General features: G+C 70.5%; 13 protein-coding genes and 1 pseudogene. All 14 read right to left on the bottom strand.

The window, feature by feature from the left end:
• Window positions 1-127: 127 nt before the first annotated feature.
• Window positions 128-919, bottom strand: a complete 792-nt coding sequence (hisF, locus tag B4E30_RS08145) for an imidazole glycerol phosphate synthase subunit HisF (RefSeq protein ID WP_286794621.1) — start codon at window positions 917-919, stop codon at window positions 128-130.
• Between the two features lies 1 nt (window position 920).
• Window positions 921-1,763: an ATP phosphoribosyltransferase gene (hisG, locus tag B4E30_RS08140; RefSeq protein WP_286794619.1), complete on the bottom strand. Its 843-nt coding sequence runs from the start codon at window positions 1,761-1,763 to the stop codon at window positions 921-923.
• A 43-nt stretch (window positions 1,764-1,806) separates the two neighbouring features.
• A complete protein-coding gene (locus tag B4E30_RS08135; protein ID WP_071043508.1) occupies window positions 1,807-2,070 on the bottom strand; it encodes a phosphoribosyl-ATP diphosphatase in 264 nt (87 codons plus the stop codon).
• Between the two features lie 52 nt (window positions 2,071-2,122).
• Window positions 2,123-2,821, bottom strand: a complete 699-nt coding sequence (rpe, locus tag B4E30_RS08130; protein WP_414683197.1) for a ribulose-phosphate 3-epimerase — start codon at window positions 2,819-2,821, stop codon at window positions 2,123-2,125.
• Window positions 2,821-4,182, bottom strand: a complete 1,362-nt coding sequence (locus B4E30_RS08125; protein WP_286794616.1) for an RsmB/NOP family class I SAM-dependent RNA methyltransferase — start codon at window positions 4,180-4,182, stop codon at window positions 2,821-2,823. Before B4E30_RS08125 ends, rpe begins: the two co-directional genes overlap by 1 nt.
• Entirely contained in the window at window positions 4,179-5,099 is a 921-nt protein-coding gene (gene fmt / locus B4E30_RS08120) for a methionyl-tRNA formyltransferase (RefSeq protein WP_286794614.1), read from the bottom strand. Before fmt ends, B4E30_RS08125 begins: the two co-directional genes overlap by 4 nt.
• A gap of 7 nt (window positions 5,100-5,106) precedes the next feature.
• Window positions 5,107-7,092, bottom strand: a complete 1,986-nt coding sequence (locus B4E30_RS08115) for a primosomal protein N' (protein WP_286794612.1) — start codon at window positions 7,090-7,092, stop codon at window positions 5,107-5,109.
• Between the two features lies 1 nt (window position 7,093).
• Window positions 7,094-8,287, bottom strand: coding sequence for a methionine adenosyltransferase (metK, locus tag B4E30_RS08110; protein WP_071043503.1), 1,194 nt, complete (start codon window positions 8,285-8,287; stop codon window positions 7,094-7,096).
• Between the two features lie 92 nt (window positions 8,288-8,379).
• Window positions 8,380-8,634, bottom strand: a complete 255-nt coding sequence (rpoZ, locus tag B4E30_RS08105) for a DNA-directed RNA polymerase subunit omega (RefSeq protein WP_071043502.1) — start codon at window positions 8,632-8,634, stop codon at window positions 8,380-8,382.
• A 42-nt stretch (window positions 8,635-8,676) separates the two neighbouring features.
• Window positions 8,677-9,600, bottom strand: coding sequence for a guanylate kinase (gmk, locus tag B4E30_RS08100; RefSeq protein ID WP_286794610.1), 924 nt, complete (start codon window positions 9,598-9,600; stop codon window positions 8,677-8,679).
• Window positions 9,597-10,436 carry an orotidine-5'-phosphate decarboxylase gene (gene pyrF, locus B4E30_RS08095; protein ID WP_286794607.1) on the bottom strand — a complete coding sequence of 280 codons (840 nt, stop codon included), beginning with the start codon at window positions 10,434-10,436 and terminating at the stop codon, window positions 9,597-9,599. Before pyrF ends, gmk begins: the two co-directional genes overlap by 4 nt.
• Window positions 10,433-13,720 (bottom strand): carbamoyl-phosphate synthase large subunit, encoded by a 3,288-nt coding sequence (gene carB, locus B4E30_RS08090; RefSeq protein WP_286794605.1) that lies wholly within the window; start codon window positions 13,718-13,720, stop codon window positions 10,433-10,435. The genes pyrF and carB overlap by 4 nt, the downstream gene beginning before the upstream one ends.
• Window positions 13,720-14,895: a glutamine-hydrolyzing carbamoyl-phosphate synthase small subunit gene (gene carA, locus B4E30_RS08085; protein ID WP_286794603.1), complete on the bottom strand. Its 1,176-nt coding sequence runs from the start codon at window positions 14,893-14,895 to the stop codon at window positions 13,720-13,722. The genes carB and carA overlap by 1 nt, the downstream gene beginning before the upstream one ends.
• Window positions 14,892-15,189 (bottom strand): annotated as a pseudogene (locus B4E30_RS08080) (hypothetical protein); the annotation flags it as partial. The gene carA and the pseudogene B4E30_RS08080, both read right to left, overlap by 4 nt.

The raw sequence follows: 15,189 nt of genomic DNA, 5'->3' as shown, positions 1-15,189 counted from the left end.
CGGCGAAGGGCCTCCGCGTCCATCCAGCCGAGCATCAGGACCTCGCGGGTGTCCCACTGCTGCACGATCGCGGCGACGAGTCCGTCGCCGTTGAAGGCGACGCGGGCGATGCGCTCATCGGTGTCGTTCACGAGTCGTCGCCTCGCAGGAAGTCGCCCTCGCGGACTGCGATGCCGTCGGCGAGCATCGCGCGCTTGACGTCACCGACGGTCAGCTGGGCCGAGTGGAACACCGACGCGGCCAGCACCGCATCGGCACCGGCGCCCACCGCCGGTGCGAAGTGCTCCACGGCGCCGGCGCCGCCGGAGGCGATGACGGGCACGGACGAGACCTCGCGCATGAGGGAGACCAGTTCGAGGTCGAATCCCTGCTTCGTCCCGTCCGCGTCGATGGAGTTGACCAGCAGCTCCCCCGCTCCCCGCTCGATCGCCTCGCGAGCCCATGCCAGCGCGTCCCGGTCGGTCTCGGTGCGACCGCCGTGCGTGGTCACGACGAAGCCCGACGGGGTGCGCGGGGATCGCTTCACGTCCAGCGAGAGGACCAGAACCTGTGCCCCGAAGCGATCGGCGATGTCGTCGACCAGCGCCGGCCGTCGGATGGCAGCGGAGTTGACGCCGACCTTGTCGGCGCCGACGCCGAGCAGGCGAGCCACGTCGTCGTCGGTGCGCACTCCCCCGCCGACGGTCAGCGGGATGAAGACCTGTTCCGCGGTGCGCTGCACCATCTCGTAGGTCGTCGCCCGCTCGTCGACCGTCGCCGTCACATCGAGGAAGGTGAGCTCGTCGGCCCCCTGCGCGAAGTACAGGCGCGCGAGCTCGACGGGGTCGCCCATGTCGCGGAGGTTCTCGAAGTTGACGCCCTTGACGACGCGACCCGCCGCCACATCGAGGCACGGGATGACGCGGCATACGACCGACATGTCAGAGCCTCGCGTTGTGGATGGCGGTGACGAGGATCGCCCGCGCGCCCAGCTCGTACAGGTCGTCCATGACGCGGTTCACGCTCGACCGCGCCACCATCACCCGGACGGCCACCCACTCGGGGTCGCGCAGTGGCGAGATCGTCGGCGACTCGATGCCCCCGGCGATCTCGACGGCCCGGTCCACCAGCGACACGGGCAGGTCGTAGTCCACCATCACGTATCGGCGAGCGACCATCACGCCACGCAGCCGGCGAAGCAGGGTCTCCGTGCCCGGTGCATCGTCGGGGCCGGAGATGAGGACGGCCTCGGAGTGGAGCAGCGGCGGACCGAACACTTCGAGGCCCGCCTGCCGGAGGGTGGTGCCGGTCTCGACGACGTCAGCCACCGCGTCCGCGACGCCCAGCCGGACGGCGGATTCGACGGCGCCGTCGAGCGGGACCAGATCAACCGCGACTCCGTGCTCGTCCAGGAAGGAATCGACCAGTCCCGGATAGGAGGTGGCGATGCGACAGCCTTCGAGATCGGTGAGTTCGCCGAAGCGTCCGGGCGGGGCGGCGAACCGGAACGTCGAGCCGGCGAAGCCGAGCGCTTCGATCTCCCGGGCACCGGGCATGCGCGCGTCTCTCAGCAGATCGCGGCCGGTGATGCCCACGTCGAGCGCGCCGGATCCGACGTAGGTCGCGATGTCCTTCGGGCGGAGGTAGAAGAACTCCACGCCGTTGGCGGGGTCCGCCTTGTGGAGGTCCTTCGAGTCGCGGCGGCCGCTGTATCCGGCCTCGGCGAGCATGGCCGCCGAGGTCTCGGCGAGCGAGCCCTTGTTGGGCACGGCGATGCGCAGCATATGGGGATGTCCTTCTTCTTCTGGCGACGGTCCGGGGCGGCGCTCAGAGATGTCGGTAGACGTCCTGCAGTGTCAGACCCTTCGCGAGCATGAGCACCTGCAGGTGGTAGAGGAGCTGGGAGATCTCCTCGGCGGCGGCCTCGTCGGACTCGTACTCGGCCGCCATCCAGACCTCTGCGGCCTCTTCCACGATCTTCTTGCCGATCGCGTGCACGCCGGCGTCGAGCTGCGCCACCGTTCCCGACCCCTCGGGTCGTCGCTCGGCCGTGGCCGTCAGCTCGCCGAACAGGCCGTCGAAGGTCTTCACTTCTCCAGCGTACCGAACTCCGCGCGCGGCACCGGCCGCGCCCGGTGCGGCTTCAGTGGCGGTGTGCGTGCGCCGCCCGGCTGCGGAGCGCGGCGATGGCGGCGTCCGGGCTGTCGGCGCCGAAGACGGCCGAACCCGCCACGAAGGTGTCCGCACCGGCCTCCGCCGCCTGGGCGATGGTCGACTCCCCGATTCCGCCGTCGACCTGCAGCCACACTGTCGATCCGACGGCGCGTGCGTGGTCGGAGAGCGCGCGCAGCTTCGGCATGGTCTCGGGCATGAAGGACTGCCCGCCGAAGCCCGGTTCCACGGTCATCACGAGCACCTGGTCGAACTCGTCGAGCACGTCGAGGAGCCCCTCGACGGGTGTACCCGGCTTGACGGCCACGCCCGCTCGCGCTCCGATCTGCCGCAGCCGACGAGCCAGCGCGATCGGCTCTGCGGCGGCCTCGAGGTGGAAGGTGACCGACGCCGCGCCGATCTCGGCGTAGCCCGGTGCCCATCGCTCCGGATCGTCGATCATCAGGTGCACGTCCAACGGCACCGGCGACGTCGCCTGGATGCGCTCCACCATCTGCGGACCGAACGTGAGGTTCGGGACGAAGTGATTGTCCATGACGTCCACGTGCACGTAGTCCGCCGACGCGATGCGGCCGAGCTCGGTCTGCATGTTCACGAAGTCGGCGGCGAGGATGCTGGGGTTGATGCGGATGTCGCTCACCCGTTCATTATTCCGGCTCCCGCGCCTCATCACGTGCGCCGCAGCAGCGTGATCGACATCGCATCGGTGTTGTGGCGGTGCGGCCACAGCTGGGCGCGACCGGAGCCGTCGGTCTGCGCGGGAAGATCGGGCGACGACAGGGCGACCTCGCTCACGACGGCACGGGCGTCGAGCTCCTCGACGGCGTCGCCGAAGCGACGACGGGCCTCGGCGACCACGCCGGTCGTCTCCGCCAGATGGGGCGAGCACGTGACGTAGGCGACGATTCCGCCGGGCGCGAGCGCTTCGATCGCACCGCCCAGCAGCTCGCCCTGCAGCGCCGTCAGTTCCGCAACGTCGCCTGGTGCTTTTCGCCAGCGCGCCTCGGGGCGCCGTCTCAGGGCGCCGAGGCCCGTGCACGGCGCATCGACCAGGATGCGGTCATAGGTGCCGGGACGCTCGGCGGTCAGGTCCCGCCCGTCGCGCTCGGTCACCTCCACCTCCAGCGGCACCCCCGCGATCGACCGTCGCACCAGCCCCGCCCGTGCGGGTGAGATCTCGTTCGCGTCGAGCCGCGCGCCGTGAGCGAGGGCTTCCGCGGCGAGGACCGCCGTCTTGCCTCCGGGGCCGGCGCACAGGTCGAGCCACCTCTCTCCGGTCTCGACGGCACGGGCCCGGGTGAGGGCGAGCGCTGCGAGCTGCGAGCCCTCGTCCTGCACGCGGATGCGGCCGTCGGATGCGTTCACGACGGCTTCGGGAGCACCGCCGGCGAGACGGAATCCCAGCGGCGAGAAGGGGGTGCGGCGCGCATCGGCACCGGGCTCCGCGAGGCCGGGTAGCGCCGCGAAGGTGACGCGAGGGGCCGTGTTGTCGGCGGTCAGCAGCGCGCCGAGCTCGTCGGCGCGACCCTCTGCCGCGAGGGCACGACGGAAGGCGCGGATCACCCACACGGGGTGAGATGACGACAGGGCGATCGCCTCATCGTCGGATCTCGCGGTCTCGGCGACCCGATCCGCCCATTCACCGGGGGTGTCCCGCGACACGCGCCGCAGCACGGCGTTGGTGAATCCGGCGGCGCCGCGCCCGCCGACGCGACGTGCGAGCGTGACCGACTCGTTCACGGCGGCGTGCGAGGCGACACGGGTCGCGACGAGCTGGTGCACACCGAGGCGGAGGGCATCCAGGATCTCCGGATCGATGCTCGATGGTGCACGGTCCGCCGCGATCCCGATGATCGCGTCGTAGGTGCCGCGGCGCCGGAGGGTTCCGTAGGTGAGCTCGGTCGCGAGCGCCGCGTCACCGGCGCTCAGGCCGGCGCGCTCGATCGCAGCCGGGAGCAGCAGGTTCGCGTAGGCGTCCGATTCGTGGACCGCTCGGAGCGTCTCGTAGGCCACCTCGCGCGCACCGGTCATGAACCCAGCCTCACATCGTCCTGCCGGCGCCCGCGCCACCAATCGGGCGCCGGCATCACGCCGCGCCCCGCCGGTTGCACCTCTCGCAGGGCGATGGCACCGTCGCCGGTGCCGACCAGGACCCGCCCGCGATCCCATCCGACCTGTCCCGGAGCCAGCGGTGGCGCGTCGTCGACGAGGTCGACACGATGCAGCTTCAGTCGCTCGCCGGCGACCGTCGTGTGCGCGCCGGGTTCGGGGGTCGTGCCACGCACGCGATCGAGGACTCGTTCCGCAGGTTCCTCCCAGCGGATGCGACCGTCATCGACGGTGAGCTTCGGAGCGAACGTGGGCTCACCCGTCTGGGCGCGTGCGACGGCGTCTCCTGCGGCGATGGCGTCGACGACCTCGTGGAGCAGACCCGCTCCCACGTCGGCGAGCCGGGACAGCAGCTCGCCTGCGGTCTCCCCCGGCTCGATCCTGACCCGTCGGTCGGCGAAGACGTCGCCGGCGTCGAGCTCCGCCACGAGTCGGAACACGGCGGCGCCGGTGACATCGTCGCCCGCGATGAGTGCGTGCTGCACCGGTGCCGCACCGCGCCACTTCGGCAGCAGGCTGAAGTGGAGGTTGATCCATCCGTGTGCGGGAGTGCTCAGCAGAGGTTCCCGCACGAGCCCGCCGTAGGCGACGATGACGCCGAGATCGGGCTCGAGCGCCGCGATCCGCTCGGTCGCGTCGGCGTCCAGACGCGTCGTCTTGATGACCGGTGCGCCGATCTGCTCGGCCGCCGCGGCAACCGGCGACGGGGTGAGCACCCGCTTGCGTCCTAGCGGCGCGTCCGGGCGGGTCACCACCGCCGCGATCTGGTGTCGGCTCTCCGCGAGCTCACGAAGGGCGGGTACGGCCGGTGCGGGTGTGCCGGCGAAGACGAGACGCATGGACTCCTCACAGATCGAGATCGGGCACATCGACCCGGACTCTGAGTGTATGGGCGGGTGGGCGTTGGCGCCCTTTGGCGGGCCTGCGCGACCGAAGAGCGGCGGTGATGATCGACGAGCGCAGACTGCGGGTCACCGATGCACCGCGGGCGTACTCGAACCGCACCAGCGCACGCACGCCGACCTCCGTGTCGACGGGCCCCAGGATCGCCCCGGCATCGAGGTCCGGGGCATCCTCGCGCAGTCGCACCAGAGCCTCGGTGACGGTGCGTCGGTCCCCCTCGAGGGCGGCGACGCGCACCGTGGGCGGCATGCGCAGCGGCGCACGTTCTGCCAGTTCGGTGCGCGCGTAAGCGGGGTGGTTCCAGGTAGCGAATGCGCGCGCCACGGGCCCCGCGACGCCCACGAGATGCACCGGGGCCCCGGGCGCCGCGAGCGCGGCGGCGTTCGACCACCAGCGCAGGCAGGCTTCGCCGATGCGCAGGTCCTCGGCGAGGAGCATCCGGTCTGCGTCGAGCAAGATGATCGCGCGATAGCCGCCGGCGGCGATCGGCTCCGCGCCCCGCGTCGCCACGACGAGCGCCGGACGCGCGTCCACATGAGGAACCGGGTGGTCGCCGTCGGCGACGATCACCCGGATCTCGGGAAAGGCGCGCCCGAGCTCGTCGGCGGTCCTCTCGCTTCCCGAGGATGCCATCCGAAGCCGCGTTCCCCCGCACTCGGTGCACCCCCACGCGGGAGCGGACCTGCCGCACCACCCGCACGTGGGAACGGCTCCGTGGTGCGCGGCGCGCAGCGGCCCGCCGCAGTGCGCGCAGCGTGCGGGATGCCGGCACGAGGCGCACACGAGCACGGGAGCGTATCCCGGGCGTGCGACCTGAACCAGCACCGGGCCGGACGCGAGCGCATCACGGGCCGCCGCGAACGCCGCCGACGGGATGCGCTGACCTCGCCCCTCCCCCTCGCGCGTGGCGCTCAGCATGGTCTTGGGCATGACACGGCGGGCCGGTGCGATGTCGTCGAGCCACCCCAGCGCGACGAGTCTCTCGACGTCCGTCGTGCGGGTGTGACCGGCGAACAGCAGCGCGGAGCCCTCCATCTCCTGTCGCAGCAGCGCCGCGTCGCGGGCGTGGACACCGGGACTGAGCGGCTCCGCGAGCAGCGGGTCGCCGTCGTCCCACACGATCACGGCGCCGACGGAGGCGGCGGGGGCGTAGACGGCGGAGCGGTTTCCGACGACGATGCAGGGGGCATCCGCCAGCGTCCTCAGATACGCCCCGTACCGCGACGGCCCGCTCTGCCGCGCATCCAGGCGGACGAGGGCGCTTTCGGGGAGCCGCTCGCGGAGCACCTGCTCGAGCTGCGCCTGATCACGATGATCCGGCACCACGAGGATCGCGCTCCGACCGGCGGCGAGCGTATCGACGGCGACGGCCGCGAGCAGGAGAGCCCACATGCCGACGTCGGTCGCGCCCTCCGCGTCGGAAGCGGGGCCGACACCGGGCGGGGCGAGGAGTGCCCCTCGGCGCCCTTCCTCGATGACCGAACGCAGTCCGGGGAACTCGGCGAGTCTCGCCGCGGCCCATTCCGCGGCTTCCGGGACGACGGTCACCGGTGTCGGCGGAGCGGCGGCGAGGTGCGCCTTCTCGGCGCGCACCATTCGGCGCGGAATCGCCACCTTCAACACGCCGCTCGCGGAACCGGACGCGCGATCGGCGGCGCGCCGGGCGAGCGCATACAGCCCAGGCGGCAGGACCGGCACGGGCGAGACGACATCCTCCAGGTCGGACAGGGGTCGGTCGCCGGGCTCGGCATCGGCGATCTCGACGATCCATCCCTCCACCGTGCGGCCCGCGGTCCGCAGCGGCACCTTCACCCTCACCCCGGCGAGCGCGTGGTCGGCGAGAGGGACGGGGACCGCATAGTCGAGCAGGCGGTCCAGCTGCGGCAGCGGGGAGTCGACGAGCACCCGCGCGACGCGGCGGGCGGACATGTCAGAGACCGGCGGCGGAGCGGAGCTCGTCGACGCGATCGGTGCGTTCCCAGGTGAAGCTCGGCAGCTCGCGGCCGAAGTGGCCGTAGGCGGCCGTGTCGGCGTAGATGGGCCGCTGGAGATCGAGCCGATCGATGATCGCCTTGGGCCGGAGGTCGAAGACATCGCGGATCGCCCGCGTGATCATCTCGTCGGCGACGTGGCCTGTTCCGAAGGTCTCCACGTAGAGTCCGACGGGGCTCGCCTTGCCGATGGCATAGGCCACCTGCACCTCGAGGCGATCGGCGAGGCCGGCGGCGACGGCGTTCTTCGCGACCCAGCGCATCGCATAGGCGGCGGACCGGTCCACTTTCGACGGGTCCTTTCCGCTGAACGCACCGCCACCGTGGCGCGACGCGCCGCCGTAGGTGTCGATGATGATCTTGCGCCCCGTGAGACCCGCGTCGCCCTTCGGGCCGCCGACCACGAAGGGCCCGGCGGGGTTGATGAAGTACTGCACGCCGGGCAGATCGAGGCCGGTGGCGTGCAGCACGGGGTCGATGACCTCCGCGCGCACCCGGTCGCGAAGGTCGGCCTGAGAGATGTCGGGGTGGTGCTGCGTCGAGAGCACCACCGACTCGACGGTCTTGGGCACGCCCCCGTCGAAGCCCAGCGTCACCTGCGTCTTGCCGTCCGGGCGGAGGAAGGGCAGCTGACCGTCCCGGCGGAGGTCGGCGAGGCGCTCGGCCATGCGGTGCGCCGTCCATGCAGCGATCGGCATGAACTGCGGCGTCTCGTCGGTGGCGTAGCCGAACATGATGCCCTGGTCGCCGGCGCCCTGCTCATCGGCCGGGTCGACCGATCCGCGCTCACGCTGCTCGAACGCCTTGTTCACCCCGGCGGCGATGTCCGAGGACTGTGCGCCGATGGAGACGCTCACACCGCAGGAGTCACCGTCGAAACCCGTCTCGCTGCTGGTGTAGCCGATGCGGTTGACCACGTCGCGCACGATCGCGGGGATCTCGACGTATGCGCTGGTGGACACCTCCCCCGCGACGTGCACGAGACCGGTCGTCACGAGCGTCTCGACGGCCACGCGTCCCTCCGGATCCTCGGCGAGGATCGCGTCGAGGATGCTGTCGGAGATCTGGTCGCAGATCTTGTCGGGATGCCCCTCGGTGACGGACTCGGACGTGAACAGGCGCAGATCGCTCATCGGAGCTCCAGGAAGAGGGCGGTCACGGACGGAGGCAGTATGACATCACCGGCCGACATGACGGATCATGCGGCCGGTGATGTGCGGCGAGCTCACTCGGCGGCGCGAAGGCGCAGCTTGTCCTCGTGGATCTCGTGCATCGCGATGGTCAGCGGCTTGTCCTCGACCGTGGAGTCCACGAGCGGCCCGACGTTGTCGAACAGGTTCCCCTCGTGCAGATCCGAGTAGTAGTCGTTGATCTGGCGCGCGCGCTTGGATGCATAGATGACCAGCTGGTACTTGGAGTCGACCTTCTCGAGGAGTGCGTCGATGGGGGGCTCGATGATGCCCTGGTTCGTTCCGGCCATGGGGAACCTCCTGGTTCGGATGGTGGCGGTGAGTCGATCGCGTCAGCCGCGCGACGAGTAGCGCGCGGGCGCTTCGGACAATTCTACGACCTTGCGGGCCGCCTCGGCGACGTCGTCGTTGACGACGCGATGGTCGAACTCGCTCTGAGCGGCCAACTCGACCTTCGCCGTGCGCAGGCGGCGCGCGCGCTCTTCGGCATCCTCGGTCCCGCGTCCGACGAGCCGCTGAACCAGTTCGTCCCAGCTCGGCGGCAGCAGGAACACGAGCGTGGCGGCGGGGTCGGCCGCGCGCACCTGGCGCGCGCCCTGCAGATCGATCTCGAGCAGCACTGTCCGTCCTTCGGCCAGCGCCTCTTCGATGGGGCGCCGGGGTGTGCCGTAGCGGTGACGGTTGTGCACGGTGGCGTGCTCGAGCAGGTCGCCGGCATCCACCATGCGGTCGAACGCCTCGTCGTCGACGAAGAAGTAATGCGCACCGTCGATCTCGCCCGGACGCGGCGGCCGGGTCGTCGCCGAGACCGAGAGGAGGATCTCCGGATGGTGCGCGGCGATGTGCGCGGCGACCGTCCCCTTGCCGACCGCCGTCGGTCCGGCCAGCACGAGGAGACGGCTGCGTCCGTCGCGTGGCCGGATGGGCGGAAAACGCTCGTCGAGCCACGCCGACAGGGCGTTCCGCTGACGGCCGCCCAGCCCGCCCAGGCGCTTGACCGGTGAGATCCCGAGCGACTGCAGCACGCGATCGCGCTTGCCCGCACCGATGGCCGGCAGCGCGGTCAGGAACTCCGTCACGCGCAGCGTCGCCGCGGCGGAATCCGTGGGGTCGGTGCTCCGAGCGAGCACGTCCTGGGGCGTCACGACTCGCATCGCGATGTCCTTCTTCAGCGACGCTCGTGCCCGGCGGGCCTCAACGGCACGGCGCGATGCCGCGACGCGGTCGACCTGGGGAGGTCGGTGTGGTTCGGTCATTGCCTGCTCCTGTAGTGCTCTGAGCGGTCTCTGATGGTCTCCGCGAGCCGCCCCGGACCGGCGGAGAGAAGGCTCCGACTCTCGCTGGCGATCACGGTGTCCGCGCTGTCACCGAACACCGCGCCGAGGTCGCCCGGCTGCGCGCCCTGGAATCCGAAACCGGGGGCGAGGATCGGCGCCGGCGGAGACATCGGAGCCAGCCCCGCATCCGCCCACCCGACCGTCGCGCCGATCACGACGCCGACACTGCCCCATCGTCCGTCATCGACGTGGGCGGCGTTGATCTGCGTGACCTCGTCGAGGACCCGCCGTGCGACCGTCCGCCGGCTCGCGTCGCGGGAGCGCTGCAGGTCCACCCCCTCGGGATTGCTCGTCGCGACCAGCACGAACAGTCCCTTGCCGCCGGCATAGGCCAGGCTCGCAGCCGATGCGAGGACCCCGACTCCGAGGTACGGGCTCACCGTCAGCGCGTCGGCCTCGAGGGGGGATCCGGCGCGCAGCCACGCTTCGGCGTAGGCATCCATCGTCGACCCGATGTCACCGCGCTTGGCATCGGCGATGACGAGCAGTTCCGACTCCCGGGCCGTCCGCAGCACGTCCTCGAGGGCGCGGTACCCGGCCGATCCGAAGCGCTCGAAGAACGAGACCTGCGGCTTGACGACGCCGACCCCGGCGGTCGCTGCGGCATCCACCACGCGGAGTCCGAACTCCCGCGCGCCGGCGGCCGTCTCCGGCAGACCCCAGTCGGCGAGAAGGCTCGGGTGCGGGTCGACCCCGACGCACAGCGGACCCCGCTGCGCCAGGGTCGACCGCACCCGCTCGCCGAATCCGGTCATGAGCGCGACGCGCGGTCCACCGCGTATTCCTGAAGGCTTCGCACCTCGAACCCCTCGCGGAGCGCGGGGAGAGCGCTGACGGCCGCGCCCAGGAGCGCGATGGTGGTGAACAGCGCCTTGTCGGCAGCCACCGCCGCGGCACGGATCTCGTAGCCGTCGGCGCGAGCCATCCCTCCCGACGGGGTGTTCACGACCATGTCGATCTCGCCGGCGTTGATCAGATCGACCACGTTCGGCTCGCCCGACTCCTGCGTCTCGGAGTACTTCGCGACGACCTTCACCGCGATGCCGTTGCGGGCGAGGATCTCGGCCGTGCCCTCCGTGGCGACGAGGTCGAAGCCGAGCTCCCGCAGCCGGTGCGCCGGGAGGATGACGGCGCGCTTGTCGTCGTCGGCGACGGAGATGAAGACCGTGCCCGTGGTCGGCATGCCTCCGTAGGCGGCCTGCTGGCTCTTGGCGAACGCCGTCGGGAAGTCGCGGTCGATACCCATGACCTCACCGGTGGAGCGCATCTCGGGGCCGAGGATGGAATCCACCGTCTCGCCGTCCTTCGTGCGGAAGCGCTTGAAGGGGAGCACCGCCTCCTTGACCGACACCGGGGCGTCCAGCGGAACACGCGAGCCGTCCGCGGCTGGAAGCAGGCCCTCCGAGATGAGCTCCCCGATCGTCGCACCGGCCATGACGCGCGAGGCGGCCTTGGCGAGCGGGATCCCGAGTGCCTTGGAGACGAAGGGGACGGTACGGCTCGCGCGCGGGTTCGCCTCGATGACGTAGAGCACGCCGGCGCTGATGGCGAACTGCACGTTCAGCAGCCCCCGCACGCCGATGCCCTGCGCGATGGCGAGCGTCGCGGTGCGCACCCGGTCCACGTCGGTGCGGCCGAGCGAGATCGGCGGAAGCGTGCAGCTGGAGTCGCCGGAGTGGATGCCCGCCTCTTCCAGGTGCTCCATGACCCCGCCGACGTACAGCTGCTCGCCGTCGAAGAGGGCATCGACGTCGATCTCGATCGCATCGTCGAGGAAGCGGTCGACCAGCAGCGGGAGCCCAGGTCCGATGATCGCCTGGTCGGCGATCCGCACGAAGTAGTCGCGGAGGCTGTCGGTGTCGTACACGATCTCCATGCCGCGTCCGCCGAGCACGAAGCTCGGGCGGACCAGGACCGGGTAGCCGATGTCCTCCGCCACCGCGACCGCCTCGTCGACGTCGATCGCCGTGCCGTGCCGGGGCGCGACGAGTCCGGCCGCGTCGAGGATCCCGCTGAAGAGCCCGCGCTCCTCGGCGAGGTCGATCGCCGCCGGGCTCGTCCCGAGGATGGTGTACCCGGCCTCTTCGATCCCCTTGGCGAGGCCCAGCGGAGTCTGCCCGCCGAGCTGGCAGACGACGCCGAGGATCTTGCCGGACTGCGCTTCGGCGTGCAGCACCTCGAGCACGTCTTCGAGCGTCAGCGGCTCGAAGTAGAGCCGGTCCGACGTGTCGTAATCCGTCGACACCGTCTCCGGGTTGCAGTTGACCATGATCGTCTCGTACCCGGCGTCGCTCAGCGCGAACGAGGCGTGGACGCACGAGTAGTCGAACTCGACGCCCTGGCCGATGCGGTTGGGTCCGGATCCGATGATCACGACCTTCGTGCGCTCCGACGGGGTGACCTCGGTCTCGCTGTCGTAGCTGGAGTAGTGGTACGGCGTGAGGGCCGGGAACTCGCCGGCGCACGTGTCGACCGTCTTGTACACCGGGCGGATGTCCAGGCCGTGTCGGATGCCGCGGACCTCGGCCTCGTCGAGGCCCCGCAGCTGCGCGATCTGCGCATCCGAGAATCCGTGATCCTTCGCCAGCCGGAGGGCGGCCGCGTCGAGCTCCTCGGCGCCGCGGATCTCCTCGGCGACCTCGTTGATGAGAATCATCTGGTCGAGGAACCAGGGGTCGATGCTCGTCGCCTCGAACGCCTGCTCGGCCGTCGCGCCCTTGCGCATCGCCTGCTGAAGCACGACGATGCGACCGTCGGTGGGCGTGCGGGCGATCTCCAGGAGCTCGTCGACCGTGCGGTCCTCGTCGCCCCAGTGGAAGCTCGAACCGCGCTTCTCGAGCGAGCGCAGCGCCTTCTGCAGCGCCGTCGTGTAGTTGCGGCCGATCGCCATGGCCTCTCCCACCGACTTCATGGTCGTTGTCAGCGTGGTGTCGGCGTTGGGGAACTTCTCGAAGTTGAAGCGAGGCACCTTGACCACGACGTAGTCGAGCGTGGGCTCGAAGCTCGCGGGGGTGACCTTGGTGATGTCGTTCGGGATCTCGTCCAGGCGGTAGCCGATGGCCAGCTTCGCGGCGATCTTCGCGATGGGGAAGCCCGTCGCCTTCGACGCGAGCGCCGACGATCGCGACACGCGGGGGTTCATCTCGATGACGATGATGCGGCCGGTGTCGGGATTGACGGCGAACTGGATGTTGCACCCGCCCGTGTCGACGCCCACCGCACGGATGATGTCGATGCCGATGTCGCGCATCTTCTGGTACTCGCGGTCGGTCAGCGTCAGCGACGGCGCGACGGTGATGGAGTCGCCCGTGTGCACGCCGACCGGGTCGACGTTCTCGATCGAGCACACCACGACGGTGTTGTCTGCGGAGTCGCGCATGAGCTCGAGCTCGTACTCCTTCCAGCCGAGGATCGACTCCTCCAGGAGAACCTCGTGCGTGGGCGAATCGCGCAGACCGGCGCCGGCGATGCGCCGCAGGTCGGCTTCGTCGAACGCGAATCCGCTGCCGAGGCCGCCCATCGTGAACGACGGACGCACGACGAGCGGATAGCCGAGGTCGGCGGCGCCGGCGAGCACCTCGTCCATCGAGTGGCAGATGCGACTCTCGGCCACATCGGCCCCCGACTCGATGACGAGTTCCTTGAAGACCTGACGGTCCTCGCCCTTGCGGATGGCGTCGACGTTCGCGCCGATGAGCTCGACCCCGTAGGCGTCGAGGATGCCGCGATCGTGCAGCGCCATCGCGGCGTTGAGCGCCGTCTGCCCACCGAGGGTCGGCAGGATCGCGTCGGGCTTCTCCTTGGCCAGGATCGTCTCGATGACCTCGGGCGAGATCGGCTCGATGTACGTGGCGTCGGCGAAGTCCGGGTCGGTCATGATCGTCGCCGGATTGGAGTTGACGAGGATCACGCGCACCCCCTCTTCGCGGAGAACGCGGCACGCCTGGGTGCCGGAATAGTCGAACTCGCACGCCTGACCGATGACGATCGGGCCGGAGCCGATGACGAGGACGGATCGGATGTCGTCGCGCTTGGGCATCAGAGGCCACCCTCCTGGGAGTCGTTGCTGCGGGCGGACAGAGTGTCGAGCACCATGTCGCGGAAGCGATCGAACAGATAGTTCGCATCGTGCGGACCGGCGGCCGCCTCGGGGTGGTACTGCACGCTGAACGCGGGGATGTCGAGGGCGCGGAGACCCTCGACGACGTTGTCGTTGAGCCCGACGTGACTCACCTCCACGCGACCGTATCCGTGGGGGCTGTCCACCGTCCCCTCGACGGGGGCGTCGACGGCGAATCCGTGATTCTGCGACGTGATCTCGACGCGCCCGGTGGCCTTGTCGAGGACGGGCTGGTTGATGCCGCGGTGCCCGAAGGGCAGCTTGTACGTGCCGAATCCGAGCGCGCGGCCGAGCAGCTGGTTTCCGAAGCAGATGCCGAAGAAGGGCACCCGCGCATCGAGGATGCCGCGCAGGAGCTCCACGTGCGCGTCGCTGGCCGCGGGGTCGCCCGGACCGTTGGAGTAGAAGGCGGCGACCGGCTCGATCGCCATGATCTGCGCCACCGTCGCGCTCTGCGGGAACACGTGCACATCGAACCCGCGCGCCGCGAGGTTGACGATCGTGGACTGTTTGACACCGAGGTCGAGCACCGCGAGATTGCCGACGCGCTCCCCCTGTGCGCGCGTGACCTCGACGTCCTCGACGGACACCGAAGCGGACAGGTTGCGCCCGGACATCTCCGGGGCCTCGCGCACGATGCGCAGCTGCTCCTCGGCGTCGAGCGCCGCGGTCTCTCCCGAGAACACGCCGCCGCGCATGCTGCCGGCCGAACGGATGCGGCGTGTCACCGCACGGGTATCGATGCCGCTGATCCCGACGATGCCGTCGGCGGCCAGGGACTGGTCGAGCGACTCCTCCGAGCGCCAGTTCGACACCACGCGCGAGGGATCGCGCACGACGTAGCCGGAGACCCAGATGCGCCGGGACTCCCGGTCTTCCGCATTCATGCCGGTGTTGCCGATGTGCGGCGCCGTCTGAAGCACGATCTGGCCGGCGTACGACGGATCGGTGAGCGTCTCCTGGTACCCGGTCATGCCGGTGGCGAAGACGACTTCTCCCAGGGTGGTCCCCCGCGCGCCGTAGGCGCGCCCGGTGTGGCGTGACCCGTCCTCCAGGACGAGGACCGCGGGGTCGGTGGTCAGCAGCGAGGTCATGCGTCTGCTCCTGTCGAAGTGATGGATGCGCCGAGGGCGTCGGCGAGTGCGCGGGCCGAGGAATCCTTAGGCCGGAGGTAGGTGTCGACGACGGTGCCGTCGCTGATCCGCCAGGTGAGGCGGACCAGGCCGTCCTTCTCGACCACGCGGTCGATGGCGACGGTGGACTGATCGACCGCGAGGAGATGCTCCCGGGCGAGGAACAGCGGCCTCTCACCGGCGAGCTCGAGCGCGACGCCGCGGTCGGTGAGGATGACCTCGGCCGCGGAACGGAATCCCATCCCCCGGATGGCC

Source organism: Microbacterium sp. UBA3394, from assembly GCF_002358725.1.
GTDB lineage: Bacteria > Actinomycetota > Actinomycetes > Actinomycetales > Microbacteriaceae > Microbacterium > Microbacterium luteum.
This window is presented reverse-complemented; position numbering and strand designations above follow the sequence as displayed.